Genomic DNA, 20,113 nt, shown 5'->3' with positions numbered 1-20,113 from the left:
AATACAATACTTTCATTGTTATTAAAGGCTGTTTTCACATACTTTGTTGCTATTTACCAGGTAGTGAGGTGTTGTTGATTTCCCCTCCAGATGCTCGCTTTCCTTGGTGCGGGCGGTGAGCCTCCTCGGCGTAAACGCCTGTGGGGTCTCACCTGTCCCGCTGCTCCCGCAGGAGTCTCGCACTTCCGCTCCAATCAACCTTAAATAGTTTCGTTTTAAAAACAACAATCTTTCGAAAAGAGCCTTATTAAAAAACAAAAAACAATCCGCATTTGCGGATTGTTCAGAATGTAGACAAACTCGATGAAAACCGAGTTTGTCTACATTTTTTTGCTTGTACAAATTTGGACGTTGATTGGAACGTAGGGCACTCGCTTTCAGCGGACGGTCCGGAGTCGGCGCACTTGCGCCTGTGGGGGTCTCCCTAGGACTCGCTATTCCCGCAGGAGTCTCGAACACCCGCCCCAATCAACTATGTTTTTGCCTATAGTCTTTGTTCTTAACCTTTAATCAAAATTTCAAAGGGAATTTTAAAAGGGGTTCGGAGTGGTCTCACCCTGAACCGTGTAAAGAACTAGTTATCACTTATCATTCAAAGTTTCAATCCAAAAAATAATCTGGAAAATCGGAAATGATCCCATCTACCTGCATCATTTTGAACATTTGTATTTGTTTTTTATTGTTGACGGTCCATGTAAATACTTTCATCCCGTGCTTTTGGATTCGCTTTTGCAGCTTCGTACTCAAAATCGTTTGTTTTGGATTCAAAAATGATGCAAACTCGGCAATCTCTTTTATTTTTTGGTCATTGATTCGCCGTTTTATCAAAACGCCCACTTGTATGTCCGGCATTAATTGATGAAACCTTTTCATGGATTCCATATCGAACGAATGAACCATTATCTTATTTTTACTTGTTGAACATTCTTGGAATTTACCTAATTCTTCGGCAAGTTTCTCTTCTATGCCGGGATAAGCAGAGGGATGTTTCAACTCGACTAAAATTCCGACCTCAGACCCGAAATTCTCCAATACCTCACTTAGTAAAGGTATCCTTTCGTTTTTATAGCGAGAATGATACCAGCTTCCTGCATCCAGTTCCTTTAATTCGGCTGCCGTGTAATCACGGAGGTTCCCTTTGCCGTTTGTGGTTCGATCCAAGGTGGGATCATGATGAACCACAAGGACATCATCTTTACTGAGGTGGATATCCACTTCCAGGAAATCAGCACCCAATACAATGGCTTTTTTATAAGATGCCATTGTATTCTCGGGGCAATATCCAGATGCACCTCGATGTCCAATTTTAATGGGGGAATGCTGCTTTATTAAGCTTTCAGGGAAATCACTTTTTGATCTTTTAGCGTAGAGAGCGAACAGGACAAGCATGGTTATTACGATAATAAGAAAAAATGCGGTCATCTTTCACACTCCTATCAGCACAATGATTAAAAATTAGCAGGACAGTCTCATTTCATAATATTACATGTTAGGCAGGAAAAAAGCATGTTTTACACAATGTTATAATCCGACTTAAAGGATTTATTGGAAAGGTATGGAATACATATAATTTAAGTATCAATAAGGAGGGAAAGCAGATGGAATTGCAGGTGAAACCGAAGTCTAAAAAATGGAAGGGGAATTTTGGTTTATATTTTTCCCTTCCCATTCTCTCTTGGGCGTTTTACGATTTTGCCAATACGATTTTTTCTTCTAATATCAATACGATTTTCTTTCCATTCTTCCTCCAGGAACAGATTGGCGAAAATGCCGTTCTTGATCAGATTGCGAGTACCTTCATCTCCTACGCTAATGCGATTGCCAGTTTGTTTCTCGTTTTGTTTTCCCCGCTGTTCGGTGTCATGATCGATCGAACGGGAAAAATGAAAAAATACATTATGATTTTCACACTCATTTCCGTTGTATGTACATTTTTAATGGGGGTATTCGGGGGGACGCCGTTGGATGGAAAGATTCTGGGCATTCCCGTTTCCTTGGCGATCGTCATTCTTTTATTTGTGATAGCAAAGTTTTTCTATCATTCGAGTCTGGTTTTCTATGATACGATGATGAGTGATTTAGGCACGAAACAGCAATTGCCGCTAATATCAGGGTTTGGCGTGGCGGTAGGCTACCTTGGAACGTTAGTGGGACTGTCCATCTATCCATTCATAAGTAAAGGGAGTTCACATGAAGCCTTCATACCTACGGCCATTTTATTTCTGGTTTTTTCCCTTCCCTTATTCTTTTTTTTAAAAGAGTCTCCAAAACAGCAAAAAGCGAAAGAACCTTTTTTATCAGGTTATAAGGAAGTTAAATCAACATTTAAAGAGATGCGCTCCTACCGATCGGTTTTTACATTCATGATTGCTTATTTCTTTTTAAATGATGCAATTGCGACCACTATCGGCATGATGGCCGTATATGCCAAGACTGTTGTTGGATTTTCCTCCAGCGGATTCATTTTGCTATACCTGGTATCGACAGTATCGAGCATTGCCGGATCGTTTCTGTTTGGATACATCACACAGTCGAAGGGACCGCGGCTGGCTGTGACATATGTGGGAGTTCTACTCTTGGTCGCATTATTTATAGCTGTCTTCGCACAAACCGCCCTTTGGTTCTGGGTTGCAGGGAGTATGTTCGGCATTTCGCTAGGTTCGATGTGGGTGACATCACGGACGTATATCATTGAATTGACTCCGGATGAGAAGAGGGGGCAATTTTTTGGACTATTTGCATTCTCTGGAAAAGTCTCTTCAATAATCGGTCCGCTATTATATGGAACGATAACGTTGATATTCCATGACCTCGGTACATTGGCGAGCCGGATGGCATTAGGGTCATTGATCATCATGGCGATAATAGGTCTTGGCTTTCTTTTGAAATTGAAGGGATTGGAAGAAGTGAAATAAGAAAAAGGGACTGGAGCCGGCCTTAATGCCGTATCCAGTCCCTTGCAAAAAATTTATACCAAAATCAAGGTGACATCGACGTTCCCGCGTGTTGCTTTTGAATAGGGGCAGGTCATGTGTGCTTTTTTGGCGAAGTCTTCGGCTTCTTCCCTGCTTAGGTCCGGAATCGAAACATCCAACCTTACAGCCAATTTAAAACCGCCGTCTTCCTCATCTTTACCGATCGTTACATTTGCCGTCACGGACGTATCGGCCTTTTTCTTTTCTTTTTGCAGTACAAGATTCAAGGCACTGTCAAAACATGCCGCGTAACCGGCTGCGAATAACTGTTCAGGGTTTGTGGCGCGCTCACCGGAACCACCTAATTCCTTCGGTGACCTCACATCGAAATCGAGAATCCCGTCCTCTGATTTAATATGTCCTTCACGACCACCGTGTACGGTAACTGTAGCTGTATATAATGGTTTCAATGAAAACAACTCCTTTATTCATTCTTACTATCATTACTTCCCTGCTGTAAGTCTTGTTAAACAAAATGAAAGTGAGTATTGTTTGAAAATGGTATTAAACTGGAAGATATTGTTTTATAATGTACTGTATTAGGAGATGTAATACACCCATTGCAGGGAGGGTTCATGATGTTTGAATTGGATGTTCAAAGCGGAAAGCCGGTATATGAGCAATTGATGGATAAGTTAAAGGAACTAATGATCAATGAAGTTTTACAGGAACATAATCAGCTCCCATCCATCCGAATATTGGCTCAGGAATTGACCATCAATCCAAATACGATCCAGAAAGCGTACAAGCAGCTAGAGTCTGACGGGTTTATATATACCTTACCAGGCAAGGGGAATTTCGTGGCACCTCCTAGATCCTTCAAAAATTCATTGAAAGAAGAAGAGATCAGAAACGAGCTTTCAAAGGTACTCGCTGAAGCTTTGTACATCGGAATCGATAAACATGAAATTTATAGAATAATAAAGGAAATCAGTCCGTTGGCAAAGGGGGGGGATTCATGATTGAAATAAAACAGGTGAGTAAATTATATGAAGGAAAAGAAGCAATCAAAAACGTCACCTTGGTTATATCAAAAGGTTCCATATTCGGGTTATTAGGTTCAAATGGGGCGGGAAAAACGACTCTATTAAAAATGCTATCAGGCAACCTGATACAGGATGCAGGTGAAGTTCTTATTGATGGATCATATGTGTTTGAAAACCGTGAAGTGAAAAATCGTTGTTTCTTCCTTCCTGACACGCCTTATTTCCTGGCTAACTATACGATCACGCAAATGGCAGGTTTTTATAGCCATATTTATAGCGAGTGGAATCAAGAACGTTTCTATCAATTACAGGAAGTATTCCCGATACCCGTCCAAAATAAAATACATAAACTATCGAAGGGGATGCAGAGACAGGTTGCTTTTTGGCTAGCACTCTCGACGATGCCGGAAGTTCTAATATTGGATGAACCGTTTGATGGATTAGATCCGGTCATGCGAAAAAATGTGAGACAGTTGTTGATTCAGGATGTATCGGAAAGGGATATGACGATTTTACTATCGTCCCATAATCTCCGGGAAATTGAAGATTTAGCCGATCATGTAGGTATTTTGCATAAGGGTGAGCTTGTTATCCAAAAGGTTTTGAATGACTTGAAAGCTGATGTACATAAAGTGCAAATTGCCTTTAAGCATAAAATTCCCCATGGTTTATACCGTGGAATTCAAATCCTTAACAAGGAAAGACGCGGCAGCGTGATCGTTTGTATCGTTAAAGGTAGTGAATCCATGATTAAATCGCATTTTAATCAGTTTCAGCCAGAAATATTAGATATTCTCCCACTTACTCTTGAGGAGATATTCATTTATGAAATGGGGGATATCGGTTATGTCATCCAGAATAACCTGGATTAATAGGGAACTGATTATCTATATTTTCAGAAGTACTGGCTGGATTGGTTTCCTATATCTTGTAGGCCTCATATTTGCGCTGCCTTTGGAAATGTTAGCGATTATCTTGAATGGGAACAATGAATATGTGGAATTCGAAAACCTTTTTTCCTGTCAGCAGATGATACAGTTTGTCTTGGTCATCGTTATTCCAGTATTACTTGCCATCTTCCTTTTTCGGTTTTTACAAATGAAACAAGCCTCAGACTTCATTCATAGTTTACCGATTACGAGACGCAGCATCTACGCTCATATGATTGGAACGGGGATTGGCTTCATGGGTTTGCCGATTTTACTAACAGGTTCAATATTGATATTATTTCACTCGGCAATTGATATAGAACGGCTATATACCATGACGGATATATGGTCTTGGATGGGGACTACATTTATTTTGGAAGCTTTGATTTTTTCCGTTGCCGTTTTACTTGGAATGGTTACGGGATTATCAGCCTTTCAAGGAGTGCTGACCTATATTTTTCTTACTTTGCCGGTGGGGCTTTTTGTTTTGTTTGCAGCCAATGTGAAATTTTTGATAGCAGGATTTTCTGCAGATTATTATCTAAGTGCCAATATGAATGGCATATCCCCATTATTAGCAGCAACGGAGATGGAAAAAATCACTTTCTTCTCTATTAATACATTAATTTATAGTATATTAACCTTTCTTTTTCTGATCAGCTCTCTTTTTCTCTATGAGAGGAGAAAGCTGGAGCATGTGTCTCAGGCATTTGTTTACCCGAAGATTAAGCCAGTGTTTAAATTCGGCCTGACATTATGCATGATGCTGTTTGCAGGGCTTTATTTTAGCGAAACGACAGGCGAACCTGGGTGGATTTTTTTCGGATATGCCGTCGGTTCTTTGCTTGGATATTATTTAGGGGAAATCGTCCTGCAAAAGACTTGGCGAATACGGGTCAACCTGAAAGGTTATGTAGCGTTTATAGCGGCTGTCATTGTGCTGGCACTCATTATAAAAATAGATCCCCTTCAGTATAAGACCAAGATTCCTGATGAAAAGATGATTAGCCAAATTTATATTGGTGATTCTCCTATATTTTTTGAAGGCGATGACACGTCGAATAATGCTTCCAATTATCTTAAAGAGAAGGAAAATATTGAAGCTATCAGGTTATTGCATCAGGAAATCATCGATAAGGGTAAAAAGGTTTCCATTGGTGAATGGAATGATGGTCAATCCGTATTTCTGATGTATGAATTCAAGAATGGAAAACGGTTAGCAAGAGAGTATCATTTGCAGAATTACGACTCATACATGCCACTATTGGCAAAAATATATGAGTCGAATGAATATAAAAAAATGGTTAATCAGGTATTGAATGTTTCCGCTGAAGACGTTTCTAAAATCAAGATAACGGCAAGCGGCCAAGTGGACAAATCCATAACAATCACGGACCGTCAACAGCTGGAAGCTGCAGTGAAGGCATTGTCGGAGGATCTGAATAATCAATCGTTCGCGCAAATGACTTCTTCTTTTGGTGATTATGCCTCCATGGAGATACTTTTGAAAAATAACAAAACCATTCTTATGAATTGGGACTCTTCATATCCTCAGTTTTCAGAATGGATGGTAAGTACCGGACAATCGGAACAAGCGCGGTTAATGGCTGATGATATTTCTTATATCCTGGTTGCGAAGTCCGATTCGAAAATTTATCACACGAATTCTGAAAGTGAACTTGCACAGCAGATTGAACAACAGCCAAATCGCTTGAAAATTAAGACCGCTTCTGAAATCGAGACAGCGATTGATAATGCCCAAATTGATTGGAGCGGGGAGTATTCAGCTGCCTTTTATTATAAAGAAAGCAGAGATGTGGACATCAAGAGTTTTTCTGGCGAACATGTTCCCGATTTCATTTTGGATCATTTTAATGAAAAATAACGTGAATATTTCGCATGTACACATAAAGGAAAGGATGCCGCCCAATATGGGCGGCATCCTTTTGCAATTATGTTTGTGTATCTATGCTTTAGAGTTTTACGACGTTTTTAGCTTGTGGTCCGCGGTTTCCTTCTTCGATCTCAAATTCAACCTCTTGACCTTCATCAAGGCTTTTGAAACCTTCTCCTTGAATGGCGGAAAAATGTACGAAAACATCATCTCCGTTTGGTACTTCGATGAAACCAAATCCTTTGTCACTATTGAACCATTTCACTTTACCTGTTACTGTCATTCGATGAATCCTCCTAAAAAGTTAAAAAATATTAATGGTGATGATTTTACCTAGAGGGAAAAATCAATTTCACACATTATCCAGCACCCTCATTCAAGTTAAAATTATCATACGACGATGCTTGATAATATGTGAAAGCCTACAGGAAAAATTACCACAATAACCACTGGAGTAATTTCCAGTTTTTTAGTATATACCCACCTTTATAAAGGATAAAACAAATGGAAGTAATTTATACATTCCCATTTGGGGAAAATAATATTAGACAGGTTTTATATGGGGAAATATAACGATATTGTCGCGCGGGATTTTCCTTGATTGAAATTTGACTTGGGATTCCATGTCAAATATGAAATGGCTTTATGGTGAAAACAGGAAAACAAGTTGGCATTAAAGTTTTCTGCGAAAATAATTGGGTATAGGATAAGAAAGAAAGGACTGATGAAAAATGAAGAAATTATTAAAAAGAGCTCTCATTTTTGCTGCTCCAATCATATTCAAGGAAGTAAAAAAACGCTGGAAGAACAAGCGGAATCAAAAATCGTTAAAAACTGCAAGGTAAATAAATAAACCATGAATAAATGAACGGTAATCATATGGATCAAGATAAGGGGCGCTATTAAGCGTCCTTTGTTTTGCATCTGAATAAATCCCCTATTGGGTGTTTCATTCACCTCTACATCTTTCCTTCATATCGTGTTAAAATAGAAAGGTTGATTGAAATGAATGCTGAGTAGCCAATGCTTAAGCCTTATGATATATTTCTTCTTACATATATTGTGTATGATCAGGATTTTTGCATACAAAGAAAGGTTGCCATTCCAATGTAAAAAATACAGTAAACCTCCTATAAATTTTTTTATTGATGACTCCAATAATGAAAGGAACATATTATGACTAATTTAAAAGACGAGGTTCAATCCCGACGGACCTTCGCAATCATCTCTCACCCGGATGCCGGGAAAACGACTTTGACAGAAAAATTACTGCTGTTTGGCGGCGCGATCCGCGATGCCGGAACAGTTAAAGCTAGAAAAACAGGGAAGTATGCAACCAGTGACTGGATGGAAATTGAAAAGCAACGGGGAATTTCCGTTACATCTTCAGTCATGCAATTCGATTATGATGACTTCCGTGTCAATATTCTCGATACACCGGGCCACCAAGATTTCAGTGAAGACACATATCGTACACTGATGGCTGTTGATAGCGCCGTGATGATCATCGACTCGGCAAAAGGTATCGAGGATCAAACGGTTAAATTATTCAAAGTATGCCGGATGAGGGGTATACCGATTTTCACTTTTATCAATAAAATGGACCGACAAGGTAAAACGCCGCTGGAATTGCTTGCCGAACTTGAAGAGGTATTAGGAATAGAAACATATCCAATGAACTGGCCGATCGGGATGGGAAAAGACTTCGTGGGCATTTACGACAGGTTCAACAATCGGATTGAACAGTTCAAAACTGAAGGGGAAGAGCGTTTCCTTCCGTTGAATGAAGATGGTGAACTCGAAGTGGATCATAAACTTAAGGATTCCCAGTTATATGAGCAAACTTTGGAAGAAATCATGCTGTTGACGGAAGCGGGTAACCAATTCTCTGAAGAAAACATTGCGAATGGAAAACTTAGTCCTGTATTTTTCGGAAGTGCTTTAACGACATTCGGTGTTCAGACGTTTTTGGATGCTTATCTGAAGTTTGCACCAGCTCCACAAGCACGGATGACAACAGCAGGTGAAATGGATCCTGTCAGCAATGATTTTTCCGGTTTCATTTTCAAGATCCAGGCGAACATGAACCCAAAACACCGTGACCGAATCGCCTTCCTTCGCATTTGCTCCGGTAAATTCGAGCGTGGAATGAGCGTCAACTTGAGCAGGACAGGGAAACCGATCAACCTTTCTTCCTCCACCCAATTCATGGCTGATGATCGAAACACTGTAAATGAAGCGGTAAGCGGAGATATAATCGGTTTATATGATACTGGTAATTATCAAATTGGCGATACGATTACCACAAGCAAAGACATGTTTCAGTTTGAAAGGCTGCCTCAGTTTACGCCGGAACTATTCATGAGGGTAACAGCTAAAAACGTCATGAAACAGAAACATTTCCATAAGGGTATTAACCAACTTGTACAAGAAGGGGCAATTCAGCTCTTCAAAACGGTTAGGATGGAAGAATATCTGCTTGGTGCGGTTGGGCAGCTTCAATTTGAAGTATTCGAGCATCGAATGAGGAACGAGTACAATGTTGAAGTCGTGATGGAGCGCATGGGCAGCAAGATTACACGCTGGGCTGAAGATGAAAAGCTTGATGAAAATCTTCATAGCTCGAGAAGCATCCTTGTTAAGGACCGGTTTGATAAATATGCATTCTTATTTGAAAATGAGTTTGCACTTCGTTGGTTCCAAGATAAAAATCCTGACGTGGAATTATATAATCCAATGGATTTGAAATAAAGAAGAAAGCCCGTGTTTATACACGGGCTTTCAGTTTATAGACTAAAGGGGTTCGGAATTAAAAAATTCTGAACCCCTTTTGAAATTCCCTTTGAATTTTCGCCTAAAGTTAAGAGATTGCGGCTCTACGAGCTCACATGTTAGGCCATTTATTGACCTCGCCATGTCCAATTGCCCATCTTCTTTAAATTAATGGCAGCGAAAGTAAGCATCGCCTGCATTGACAATTTTTTATGTCCCCTTAAAGTAGTCCAACGCATTACCATGCTTTTCTTTTGCATCTGCGAATACACGCTCAATCGTTTCTTTACGCTTTGATACTTCTATTTTAAGACAAAAATGACTCTAGGCAAAAGTGTTCTGTCTAAAAGGTAAGACAAAGTTGATTGGAGCGGGTGTTCGAGACTCCTGCTTAGAAAAGCGCGTCTAGGGGAGACCCCGCAGGCGAAAGCCGAGGAGGCTCCCCGACCGCCCGCGGAAAGCGAGTGCCTTACGTTCCAATCAACGTCCAAATTGTACTGGCCATAAAAATAGACAAACTCGATTTTCATCGAGTTTGTCTTTAGTCTTATCTGGGGCATTGTTTAAATATCGAAAGGTTTTTTTGATAGTACCTTAAACATGTTTCCATACTAGGGAAAATGACGACCCTTTTTGGTCAAAAAGTCTAGATAGGTTAGAAGATTCTTGAGTACTCTCATTATTACTTTGTTGATTTTGAAATCTGTTGAAAATGCGTGTATTTTAATCATTCCTCCTGTTTTAAACATGTCGATTTTAGATATACGGAAACATGGAGATAGAAGATGGTAGACAGCTGTATTTTTGAAAATTAAATAGTAACTAATTGGAAAGTTAAATAAGAAAATCATAGTAACTTTGAACATTGTAAGAATTGCTGGGATATTCCGCTAAACTTCTTATGAACTGCATAATACAAATAGAAAACTTGTGGATTTAACCTTGGTGCAGGAGGAGTAAAGCAAAAATTACTTATATTGAACTATCGAGGTAAGTTGGGTTCAGACATTAAAGGGGAATAATCAATTTATATCCAAGCCTACGAAGGTATAGTCTGTTTTATTATTTGGAAAATATTGCGGTTGAATCAGTGTTTTTAAGGATACATTAGCAAATGGTTAGGTTATATATATCTTCTCTTAATTGATTTAAATCACTTGGCTACCTTTTTGAACTTGATACAGTACCGAATAATTGTGTGATGTAAGCAAAATGAACATACTTAACATAAAAGTATCCCTTAAAGTTAATAGAGTTTTTAAACCAAAGAGGTGTGTAGAAGTGAAGAAAGGTAAATGGAGTCTACAGTTTACTATTATGATACTGGTGTGTGGGGTGGTAGCCCTCTCATTATTCATTACAGATATTCTCATTAGCCAAACAGTTGCAGATACTATAGAAAAGAGCCAGACTGAAAAAGCAGTAAACGTAGCACGCATGGCAGCACAAACCCCGCTTGTAATCGAAGCGTTAAGTGGAAGTGAAAACAATCAGGAAGTTCAGCAATTTACCAATAGGATAAAAAAATCGACAGATGTAGAATTTGTAGTAATAATCGATAATAATGGAATCCGGAAAACTCACCCCAATCCAAGTAAAATAGGAAAAAAATTTGTTGGAGGGGATGAGAAAGATGTATTACGAGGCAGAGAGCACATCTCTATCTCCAAAGGAACTTTAGGCAGGTCTTTGCGTTCTTTCACCCCTGTTTATGATTCAGAGGATAATCAAATTGGAGCCGTGGTGGTCGGTATTTCCCTTCAAAAAGTTAATGATGCTGTTTTAAAAAGCCGTTTTAATATTTATGTAGGAACCGTTTTTGGAATATTGACCGGAATTGCCGGCGCAATACTTTTGGCAAGGTATATTAAGAAAATATTATTTGGGCTGGAACCTTTTGCTATTGCGAAGGTTTTAAAAGAGCGAAATGCCATTTTACAATCAGTTCGAGAGGGAATCATAGCGGTAGATCAGAGTTCAACCATTACTCTCGTAAACAAAGCAGCTTTAAAGATATTTAAGAAAGCGGGCATTAATGAAAATCCTACGGGTAAAAAGGTAACTAGTTATATGCCTGACGCAAACCTGGATAGAATCCTGGAGACCGGAAAAGTCGAATTAGATAAAGAGCAGGATTTAAAAGATAGTGTCTTACTAGTGAATAGGGTACCAGTATTTGTGAAGGATGAAATCGTAGGGGCCGTGGCTACATTTCGTGATAAAACAGAAATACATCTGCTGGCGGAACAGCTGACTGGAGTCCGCTTATATGCTGAATCGTTAAGGGCCCAGTCGCACGAATTCATGAACAAACTTCATGTAATACTTGGTATGGTGCATATGCATTATTATGATCAGCTTGCAGCATATATTAGTGATCTTGTTGACCACAGAGAAAACGAGATTGGCTTTATTACCAAAACAGTTAAAGATCCAGTACTAGCCGGTTTTTTAATTGGAAAACTAAGTTATGCAAGGGAAGCAGGTGCTAAGCTGGCATTATCCTCTGACTTTCAATTGCCCGAACCAGAAAATGCAGCTATTACTCATGAGCTAATTACGATAATAGGAAATTTGATTGACAATGCTATAGAAGCAGTAGAAAAAAGGCCCGTTAAACGAATTGAATTAAAGTTTGATTATGCAGATGATATTTTAACTATTGAAGTTCATGATACTGGACAGGGAATATCTGATGCCAATCTTAATCATATCCTTCAAAAAGGATATACAACAAAAGGAGAGGACAGGGGGATTGGTTTATATTTAGTTAAGGCAAGCCTGGATAAGCTAGGAGGAGATCTCGATATTAGTTCAAAAGAAGGTCAAGAAACAACGTTTGTGGTTTATATACCATACAAAGCAAGGATGATGTAGGATGATTAAGGTAATGATCGTAGAAGATGACCCGATGGTTGCAGAGTTCAATAAGCGCTATTTGAATCAAGTCGATGGCTACGAATTAGCTGCAGTTTGTTCCTCAGTGGATCAAGCTCTGAATGTATTGGAAGATCAAAGAATAGGGTTAGTTCTATTAGACATTTTCATGCCTGGGAAAAATGGACTCGATTTACTCTCGCAAATTCGAGAAAGTGAAAAAGAGATAGATGTTATTGTCATTTCTGCTGCGTCGGACATTGAGAGGATTCAGAAAGCATTAAGACTAGGTGCTGTTGATTATTTAATAAAGCCGTTTGAATTTGACCGTTTTAACGCGGCCTTATCAGCATATCGGAACAAATCAGATTTTATTCAAGATAAAAATATGCTAAATCAAGAAGAATTGGATTTTCGAATTTTGCATCAAGAAGAAATTCATTTACCAGAGGAATTACCGAAAGGATTGTCTCAAGATACCTTAAAGATTATATGGAATGTGATACAGGTATTTGAAAATTCTCCCTTTTCAACAGAGGAAGTCGTAAATGTGGCAGGTATATCCAGGGTATCAGTAAGGAAATATTTAAAATTCATGAAGGATATCGGTGTCCTTGATGTTAAGGTAATCTATGGAACGGTAGGCCGACCAGTCTCCCAACACAAATTTAATGATGAAAAGAGCCATATTATTCAACGTTATCTGTAAGCAGCCAGTGCTGCTTACTTTTTTTAATTACATAATACTAAAATTAGTTAAATAAGCTAGTGTCCTCCGTAAATGACTACTAAGATATAGACTGGCGATTGAGTTATTTATAAATTTTTCATAAAGATTGAACAAATAAGCAGTATTGAGGAAATATTATTTTTTGCTGTATATTTATTTTCCTTTTTACAGTTTTCTTTTAGTAATTACACTTCCCCAGGGAAGAATATACTCTATTGCCTGGTAATGATCATTTTTAAATATACATTTTAGGAAGAGGGAACGTCTATGACAGCTTATGAAAAGACAAAAACGGGTTTGGTTACAACTTTAAGAGGAAAAGGTGTTCTGTCAAACCCATTTATTAATAAAGGGGTCGCTTTCACTAAGGAAGAAAGAAAGGAGCTAGGATTGGTAGGCTTGCTACCATCCCAGGTGCTTACTCTTGAGGAACAAATAAAAAGAGCTTATGAACAATTCTCCACTCAACCTAGCAATATTCGGAAGAATGGAATGTTATATGATTTATTTAATAGGAATGTGGTCCTGTTTTACCGTCTACTTAAAGACCATCTAAGTGAAATACTGCCGATCATTTACACACCTACTGTAGGAGAGGCTATTCAACAGTACTCCCAGGAATATCACCGTCCAGGAGGTCTTTACCTATCTATTGATAATATGGAGGGAATGGAAGAGGCATTTAAAAACCTGAACCTTTCATCTGATGATATCGATTTAATAGTTGTTACAGATTCTGAAAGTATTCTTGGAATCGGAGATCAGGGAGTTGGTGGAATTAACATAGCCATTGGCAAATTGGCAGTCTACACAGCAGCTGCGGGAATTGATCCAAGCAGGGTGCTACCTATTGTCCTGGACGTTGGGACAGACAATGAAAGCCTGATTAGTGATCCACTGTATATTGGTAACAGGTTTGGGCGTGTTCGCGGTGATGAATACACCGAATTCATTGATTTATTTGTTAAAATGTCTCAGGCCTTCTTCCCAAGGGCATTACTTCACTGGGAAGACTTAGGAAATATAAATGCACGAAATATAATCGATACTTATGGCGAGAAAATTCTCACTTTTAATGATGATATACAAGGTACAGGTGCAGTAACACTAGCCGCCGTAATGTCTGCCTTACAAGTAACTGGTGTTCCTTTAAAGGAACAAAGGGTTGTTGTTTTTGGTCCAGGTGCAGCAGGAATCGGTAATGCTGATCAAATGGTTGAAGCCATGATCCTAGATGGCGTTTCCAGAGAAGAGGCATATCGTAACTTTTGGGCAGTCGATTATCGTGGATTGTTGATAGATGACATTCCAGATGTTTTGAAATTCCAAAAGTCGTATTGCCGGAAAGCTGAGGAAGTCGAGGACTGGGAGCGGAATGAAGTCGGAATTATTCCATTGCTAGAGGTAATAAAAAAGGTTAAACCAACCATCTTAATCGGCACTTCTGGTCAAACAGGGGCTTTCTCAGAAGAAGTTGTAAAAGAAATGGCAAAGCACGTGGAACATCCTATAATTATGCCGATGTCAAATCCGACTTCCTTAGCGGAAGCTGTTCCTGAAGACCTTATAAAGTGGACTCAAGGTAAAGCCTTGATAGCGACAGGAAGCCCATTTGATGATGTTGACTATAATGATGTGATTTATTCAATCGGACAATCTAATAATGCATATATTTTCCCAGGACTTGGACTTGGTGCAATTGTCGCAGAAGCAACAAAAGTCTCTAAGGGAATGCTTGCAGCAGCCTCATCTGCTGTTTCAAGATTATCGGATAGCAGTAAGCCTGGTGCTTCTTTACTCCCTTCAATCAAACAATTGCAAGAGGTTTCTAAATCTGTAGCCATTGAAGTGGCAAAGACAGCCATTGAAGAAGGCATTGCGAAAGCGGATATAACAGATATTGAAAAAGCAATAACAGAATCCATGTGGAAGCCGGAGTACAATACTATTCGTGGGAAATAAATCCAGATTATTTTGTTGTCTCAAAAGAAAGGGGATCCGTTTTAGGGGAATCTCCGTATAAGTCAGTCATAGTTATCTTTTAAATAGGACAATTTTTTGGAAAGAGAAGTGCATCTCGAGTGAATATTGGGAATATATTTTTAACATTAATACCAATCTTTTTTACAATTATTATTGGTTATTTGGGTGGGTATTTTAAAGTTTTTAATTCAGAATCATCCAAAGGGCTTAACACGTTAGTTACAAAATTTGCATTACCTGCACACTTATTCATTGGGATCACAACAACCTCAAAACAAACCTTAATTAATCAATGGTCATTTTTCTTAACTATGACCATAGGTGTTATTGGCTTTTACATTATCCTTTTAATAGTGGCTCGTTTTGTGTTTAAATTCGATTTAACTAAAGCATCTATGTTTTCATTAAACGCAACTCAGCCAGCTTTTGCTTTTATGGGGATATCTGTATTAGGCAGCTTGTTTGGGGCGCAAGAGATAGCTATACCTATTGCGATTACCGGTATTGTGGTGAATGCCCTTCTAGATCCATTAGCAACAATAGTTGGTACGGTCGGACAATCCGGATTGGGTAAATCTAAAGATGAAAAGACAAACATTCTGGGTATCGTTTTGCATGGTCTTAGCGAACCGCTTGCATGTATTCCCTTACTTGCTGTTGTATTAACACTATTAGGGTTCCAGGCACCGGATATCATAAAAAATGCGCTCGATCAAATTGGGTCAGTGACATCTGGGGTTGCATTATTTGCTGTTGGTGTAACCGTGGGTATCCGTAAGATTAGCTTACGACCAATTGCTTTTGGTATTTCCATTTTAAAAGTTGTGGCTATTCCATTATATATGATTCTGGTTGCTCATCTAATTGGCCTTGATCATGCTGATACGATTAAAGCCATTTTGCTAGTATCATTTCCGGGATCTGCTGTAGCGGCAATGATTTCAACTAGATTTGATTCGTTATCAACTGAAACAGCATCTTCATTTGTAATTAGTACCATTCTTTCTTTAATTACATTACCTATCTATATATCCTTGTTAATGTAGCCTTCTAAGTATCCATCCTTCTTGGATGGATACTTTTCAACGGAAGTTTGTGAAACACTTAACAAACTTTTTGTATAACATTAACCTTTTTTTGAAAAGAGAAGATGTGTTGGCTATTTTTATTTAAGGCTATTAAAGGTAAAGGTAAAATAATAAAATAGATAGTTTAAAAGGTGTGGATGGCGTTTTAATAAAGGTATAAGCCCGGAAAATGCGTCGCAAAAAGTATCAAGTATCAATTGCAAAAATTCGCTAGTAATCAAAATAAGATTTTAATTACACATTCGAATGCAGCAGTTGATGAAATTTTAAATCTAAATCTTCGGCGTCCAGGAATCATAGTTAAAAGCCAAATTATCTATGATCAGGAACGGTTACATCGGTATTGGATTAAGACAGGGCCTTATTTGGGGGCAAAGCAAAGAAGAGGACTATATCTTAGGGTATACTAGGCTGAGCCGATACGAAGCAAAGTATGGGTTTTCGTTTTGTGATAAAAAGGAATGAAGAATCGAATTCTACTAAAATAGATTATTATTCCTTTGACAATCACCTGAAACTCCTTTATATTTAGCTAGTAACTTTAGTGCTTAAAAGCGTTTCAGTAATTATGAGGAATGAAAAGGTCCGATCCTTACCTCAGTGAATACACAACATGAAAGCGGGGAAATACATCATGCGTCTTGAAGATGCAAAGCTAAAACTCTCCTTACCTGAAGCAATCGGGGTTTTGGCAGTTCTTTTCTTAATCATTGCAACTGGCATCATTCATTATGGACTTGCCCCCCATATTCCAATTATAGCGGCACTCCTATTTCTATTTGTTTATGGAAAGTTCAAGAAGCTGCCATTTTCGATTATGGAGGCAGCTATCGTCAAAGGTGCAGGCACTGGTATGGGAGCCATCTATATATTCTTTTTCATTGGAATGCTGATTTCGATCTGGATGGCAAGCGGGACAATCCCTACCATCATGTTCTATGGGTTTGACTGGATTTCTGGTGAATATTTCTATGCAATCACATTTCTGGTGTGTTCGCTAATTGGGCTCTGTATCGGGAGTTCACTAACAACATCAGCAACAATCGGCGTTGCTTTGATAGGGATGGCGGCGGCGATGGATTTATCGTTGGCGATTACAGCCGGTGCTATCATTTCCGGTGCATTTCTTGGCGATAAAATGTCTCCATTATCCGACTCTACCAACCTTGCATCAGGAACGGTTGGAGCACCATTATTTGAACATATTAATAATATGCTTTGGACAACGATTCCAGGTTTTTTCATATCGCTTATCATCTTTTACTTCCTTTCACCGAATGTCAAAGTTGCTCGCGTTGAGGAAATCGATGCCATGACCAAAGCCCTGGAAATGGAAACGAATATAAGCATATGGAGTTTGATTCCGTTTGTCATCGTTCTAATCATGGCTTTGAAAAAGGTGTCAGCGATTCCGACATTGTCAGCAGGAATCATTTCGGCGGCTGTCATTGCTTTCATACAAACCCCAAGTTTGACGGTTGCAAAACTAGCGGATATCTTATACGGCGGTTTTGTACTGAAGAGTGGAATGGAACAACTTGACTCAATCCTATCGCGGGGCGGAATTGAAAGTATGATGTTCTCCGTTTCGATGGTGTTGCTGGCATTGGCGATGGGCGGATTATTGTTTGAATTGGGAGTCATTCCTTCTATTTTAAATGCAATCCAGGATTCATTGACGAGTGTAGCGAAAGTGATTTCCGCTACTGTATTTGCAGGAATCAGCGTGAATTTCCTAGTGGGTGAACAGTATTTGTCAGTTATACTGCCTGGGAAAGCTTTTCAGCAGAAATATGAAGATTTAGGCCTGCAGCCCAAAACGCTTGCGAGGGTACTTGAAGATGCGGGAACAGTTGTGAATCCTTTAGTTCCTTGGGGTGTCTGCGGTGTATTCTTGACACAGGTATTGGGTGTTTCAACCCTTGAATATGCTCCGTTTGCATTTTTCTGCCTACTTTGTCCTTTGCTTAGCCTGATTTCTGGCTTTACTAAAATCGGTATCCATTATAAATGAAAAAACAGGCGGTCGGATTCGACTGCCTGTTTTTTTTGTGATAACTTCCATAACCTTATTGAGAAGGGAAACCCCTGCCATGAACAGAAATGCCAGGGGTATTTGATCGTTTATTTTGAAGATGCGATCTCATCTTTTGGGATGGATACGACTTTTTCTTTCTGTTCAAGTAAATTCATTCGCATGACGACATTTTGGAATATGCCCATTGAAAGCATGAGCAGCAGTAAGGAAGATCCTCCATAACTGATGAATGGAAGGGTGATCCCTGTAATAGGGATAAGTCCGGTCACTCCGCCGACGTTGATACCGACTTGAATGCCGATCATGGATGAGATGCCGATCAATAAAAGACTTCCAAATGGATCTTTGCATTTGGCTGAAAGTACAAATCCCCTCAGGACGATAAAACCCAGTGTCAATAGAACGAATCCCACTCCGAATATCCCGAGCTCTTCTGCAATGACGGCCATGATGAAATCAGTATGTGATTCAGGCAGGTACCCGTATTTTTGTACACTGTCACCAAGTCCCACTCCAGTAAGGCCGCCGGATCCTATTGCGAATAAGGAATTCACGAGTTGATACCCGCTTTCTCCTGCCTTTCCGAAAGGGTCTGCAAACCCGGTAAAACGGGATAACTTATTTTCAGAAAGAACGGCTGAGAAATTTCCTGTCACGAGCACCCCCAATGCAAATATGGCAACGAATATCGCAGTGATCAAAGAGAGTTTGAATATACTCTTAAAAGACATCCCGGATGAAATGATCATGGTACTTGAAATCAGGAAAATGACCGCTGCCGTTCCATAATCAGGCTGTATTCCGATTAAAAAGCAGATGAATACCAGAAAGAAAATCGGCGGGATGACGGCTTTATCAATACTATTGATTCGATCCTGCCTTTTTCCGTAAATGGCTGCCAGATAAATGATCATGGCTAACTTGGAAAATTCCGCAGGTTGTATCGATGCTGTCCCTAACTTGAACCAGCTTGTGGCATTTCCTGCTGTATGGCCGAAGACAAACAACAGGAAAAGGATACCGGCCATGCCAAACATCATAGACATCAAGAACATTTTGTTTTTGTACATCTTATAAGGAAGAATCATCGTGACAATCATTGCCACGAATGAAATGAGAAAGGCCGTTTTTTGTTTCTCAAAGAAGTAATCCATGGACTGGCCGTATCGAGCGACAGCAGTGACCATGCTCGAACTGTAAATCATGACTAAACCAAACAAACAGAGTAATACGACAGCGATGAAAATAGGGAAGTCGTATGCTTTAATTATTCTTTTCACTTGTGCGCTCACCTCAAATATGTATGCGCGAAAAAATCGCCTTCTTATATAGTAACGGAAAATCGGCTATATAGATAATAATTTATATTCGATAATATGAATTTATCCTCCATTACCCGGTATTAAACACTAAAACCGATAAACTTGTCTGCCGAATTATCAGAATTTCGATTCTTATATACATTACCTTCGATAAAAAAGTGAATATTCCTTTTTATAACGAAGAATTTTTACTATATATTCCATTTTAAAGTGCTATCATGTGAGGAAGAATAAGTTAATGGTATTTGCGATGGAGGTGGATTCATGGAGCTTCACCAATTGAGTTGTAAAACGTGATGTGATGCAGTGGCTACAGTAAACTGTAAACGAATTTGTTAGTGTAATTCATCTTAAGGGGAATACACCGATTAAGCGGCAGGGAGTCGGTCAGGAATCTTATGAAGAGAAAGAACCGGTTGTGAAGTTGGTTCCAAGCGATTATATTATACAGGCTGCTTTGTCTCTGGCATTATATAAAGAGGGTTCAGGGGAGAATTTTCGTACGTTTTGTGAAGTATA

General features: G+C 39.1%; 14 protein-coding genes and 1 pseudogene. 10 read left to right on the top strand and 5 right to left on the bottom strand.

Translation table 11 applies throughout. The annotated features are described in order from the left end of the window. Positions 1-600 precede the first annotated feature (600 nt). The gene (locus tag OTG27_RS09570) at positions 601-1,422 is read right to left on the bottom strand and encodes a glycerophosphodiester phosphodiesterase (RefSeq protein WP_268936777.1); all 822 of its coding nucleotides are present in this window, start codon (positions 1,420-1,422) and stop codon (positions 601-603) included. Positions 1,423-1,598: 176 nt separating this feature from the next. Here OTG27_RS09570 and OTG27_RS09565 point away from each other — a divergent pair, with 176 nt between their 5' ends. Next, on the top strand, positions 1,599-2,915 hold the full coding sequence (locus OTG27_RS09565) for an MFS transporter (RefSeq protein ID WP_268936776.1): 1,317 nt from the start codon (positions 1,599-1,601) through the stop codon (positions 2,913-2,915). Between the two features lie 53 nt (positions 2,916-2,968). Here the strand turns inward: OTG27_RS09565 and OTG27_RS09560 are convergent, their stop codons facing one another. Continuing rightward, the gene (locus OTG27_RS09560) at positions 2,969-3,385 is read right to left on the bottom strand and encodes an organic hydroperoxide resistance protein (protein ID WP_306804760.1); all 417 of its coding nucleotides are present in this window, start codon (positions 3,383-3,385) and stop codon (positions 2,969-2,971) included. Positions 3,386-3,553: 168 nt separating this feature from the next. Between OTG27_RS09560 and OTG27_RS09555 the strand changes: the two genes are divergently transcribed. The 3 genes from OTG27_RS09555 to OTG27_RS09545 are packed head-to-tail and all read left to right on the top strand — an operon-like array spanning position 3,554 to position 6,775. Beyond that, entirely contained in the window at positions 3,554-3,937 is a 384-nt protein-coding gene (locus tag OTG27_RS09555; RefSeq protein ID WP_063576988.1) for a GntR family transcriptional regulator, read from the top strand. Next, positions 3,934-4,833 carry an ABC transporter ATP-binding protein gene (locus OTG27_RS09550; RefSeq protein ID WP_063576987.1) on the top strand — a complete coding sequence of 300 codons (900 nt, stop codon included), beginning with the start codon at positions 3,934-3,936 and terminating at the stop codon, positions 4,831-4,833. Before OTG27_RS09555 ends, OTG27_RS09550 begins: the two co-directional genes overlap by 4 nt. Further along, positions 4,808-6,775 (top strand): DUF6449 domain-containing protein, encoded by a 1,968-nt coding sequence (locus OTG27_RS09545; RefSeq protein ID WP_268936775.1) that lies wholly within the window; start codon positions 4,808-4,810, stop codon positions 6,773-6,775. Before OTG27_RS09550 ends, OTG27_RS09545 begins: the two co-directional genes overlap by 26 nt. Positions 6,776-6,863: 88 nt before the next feature. On the opposite strand, the gene cspD is transcribed toward OTG27_RS09545, so the two are convergent. After that, positions 6,864-7,067 carry a cold-shock protein CspD gene (cspD, locus tag OTG27_RS09540; RefSeq protein WP_034314240.1) on the bottom strand — a complete coding sequence of 68 codons (204 nt, stop codon included), beginning with the start codon at positions 7,065-7,067 and terminating at the stop codon, positions 6,864-6,866. 893 nt (positions 7,068-7,960) lie between these two features. On the opposite strand from cspD, the gene OTG27_RS09535 reads away from it, so the two are divergent. Further along, a complete protein-coding gene (locus tag OTG27_RS09535; protein WP_268936774.1) occupies positions 7,961-9,535 on the top strand; it encodes a peptide chain release factor 3 in 1,575 nt (524 codons plus the stop codon). Between the two features lie 149 nt (positions 9,536-9,684). Here the strand turns inward: OTG27_RS09535 and OTG27_RS09530 are convergent. Next, positions 9,685-9,853 (bottom strand): annotated as a pseudogene (locus OTG27_RS09530) (transposase); the annotation flags it as partial. 984 nt (positions 9,854-10,837) lie between these two features. Between OTG27_RS09530 and dcuS the strand changes: the two are divergent. From dcuS to nhaC, 5 genes are all read left to right on the top strand, one after another. Continuing rightward, a complete protein-coding gene (gene dcuS, locus OTG27_RS09525; protein ID WP_268936773.1) occupies positions 10,838-12,433 on the top strand; it encodes a DcuS/MalK family sensor histidine kinase in 1,596 nt (531 codons plus the stop codon). Between the two features lies 1 nt (position 12,434). Then, on the top strand, positions 12,435-13,142 hold the full coding sequence (locus OTG27_RS09520; protein ID WP_268936772.1) for a response regulator: 708 nt from the start codon (positions 12,435-12,437) through the stop codon (positions 13,140-13,142). Positions 13,143-13,430: 288 nt separating this feature from the next. Then, on the top strand, positions 13,431-15,125 hold the full coding sequence (locus tag OTG27_RS09515) for an NAD-dependent malic enzyme (protein ID WP_268936771.1): 1,695 nt from the start codon (positions 13,431-13,433) through the stop codon (positions 15,123-15,125). 119 nt (positions 15,126-15,244) lie between these two features. Further along, on the top strand, positions 15,245-16,192 hold the full coding sequence (locus tag OTG27_RS09510) for an AEC family transporter (RefSeq protein ID WP_063576982.1): 948 nt from the start codon (positions 15,245-15,247) through the stop codon (positions 16,190-16,192). Between the two features lie 676 nt (positions 16,193-16,868). Next, positions 16,869-18,248 (top strand): Na+/H+ antiporter NhaC, encoded by a 1,380-nt coding sequence (nhaC, locus tag OTG27_RS09505; protein ID WP_268936770.1) that lies wholly within the window; start codon positions 16,869-16,871, stop codon positions 18,246-18,248. Positions 18,249-18,358: 110 nt separating this feature from the next. Here nhaC and OTG27_RS09500 read toward each other — a convergent pair whose 3' ends face one another. Continuing rightward, the gene (locus tag OTG27_RS09500; RefSeq protein ID WP_268936769.1) at positions 18,359-19,552 is read right to left on the bottom strand and encodes an FtsW/RodA/SpoVE family cell cycle protein; all 1,194 of its coding nucleotides are present in this window, start codon (positions 19,550-19,552) and stop codon (positions 18,359-18,361) included. Positions 19,553-20,113 lie beyond the last annotated feature (561 nt).

It is taken from the genome of Peribacillus sp. AS_2 (genome assembly GCF_026891895.1).
In the GTDB taxonomy this organism is placed as follows: Bacteria; Bacillota; Bacilli; order Bacillales; family DSM-1321; genus Peribacillus; species Peribacillus frigoritolerans.
This window is presented reverse-complemented; position numbering and strand designations above follow the sequence as displayed.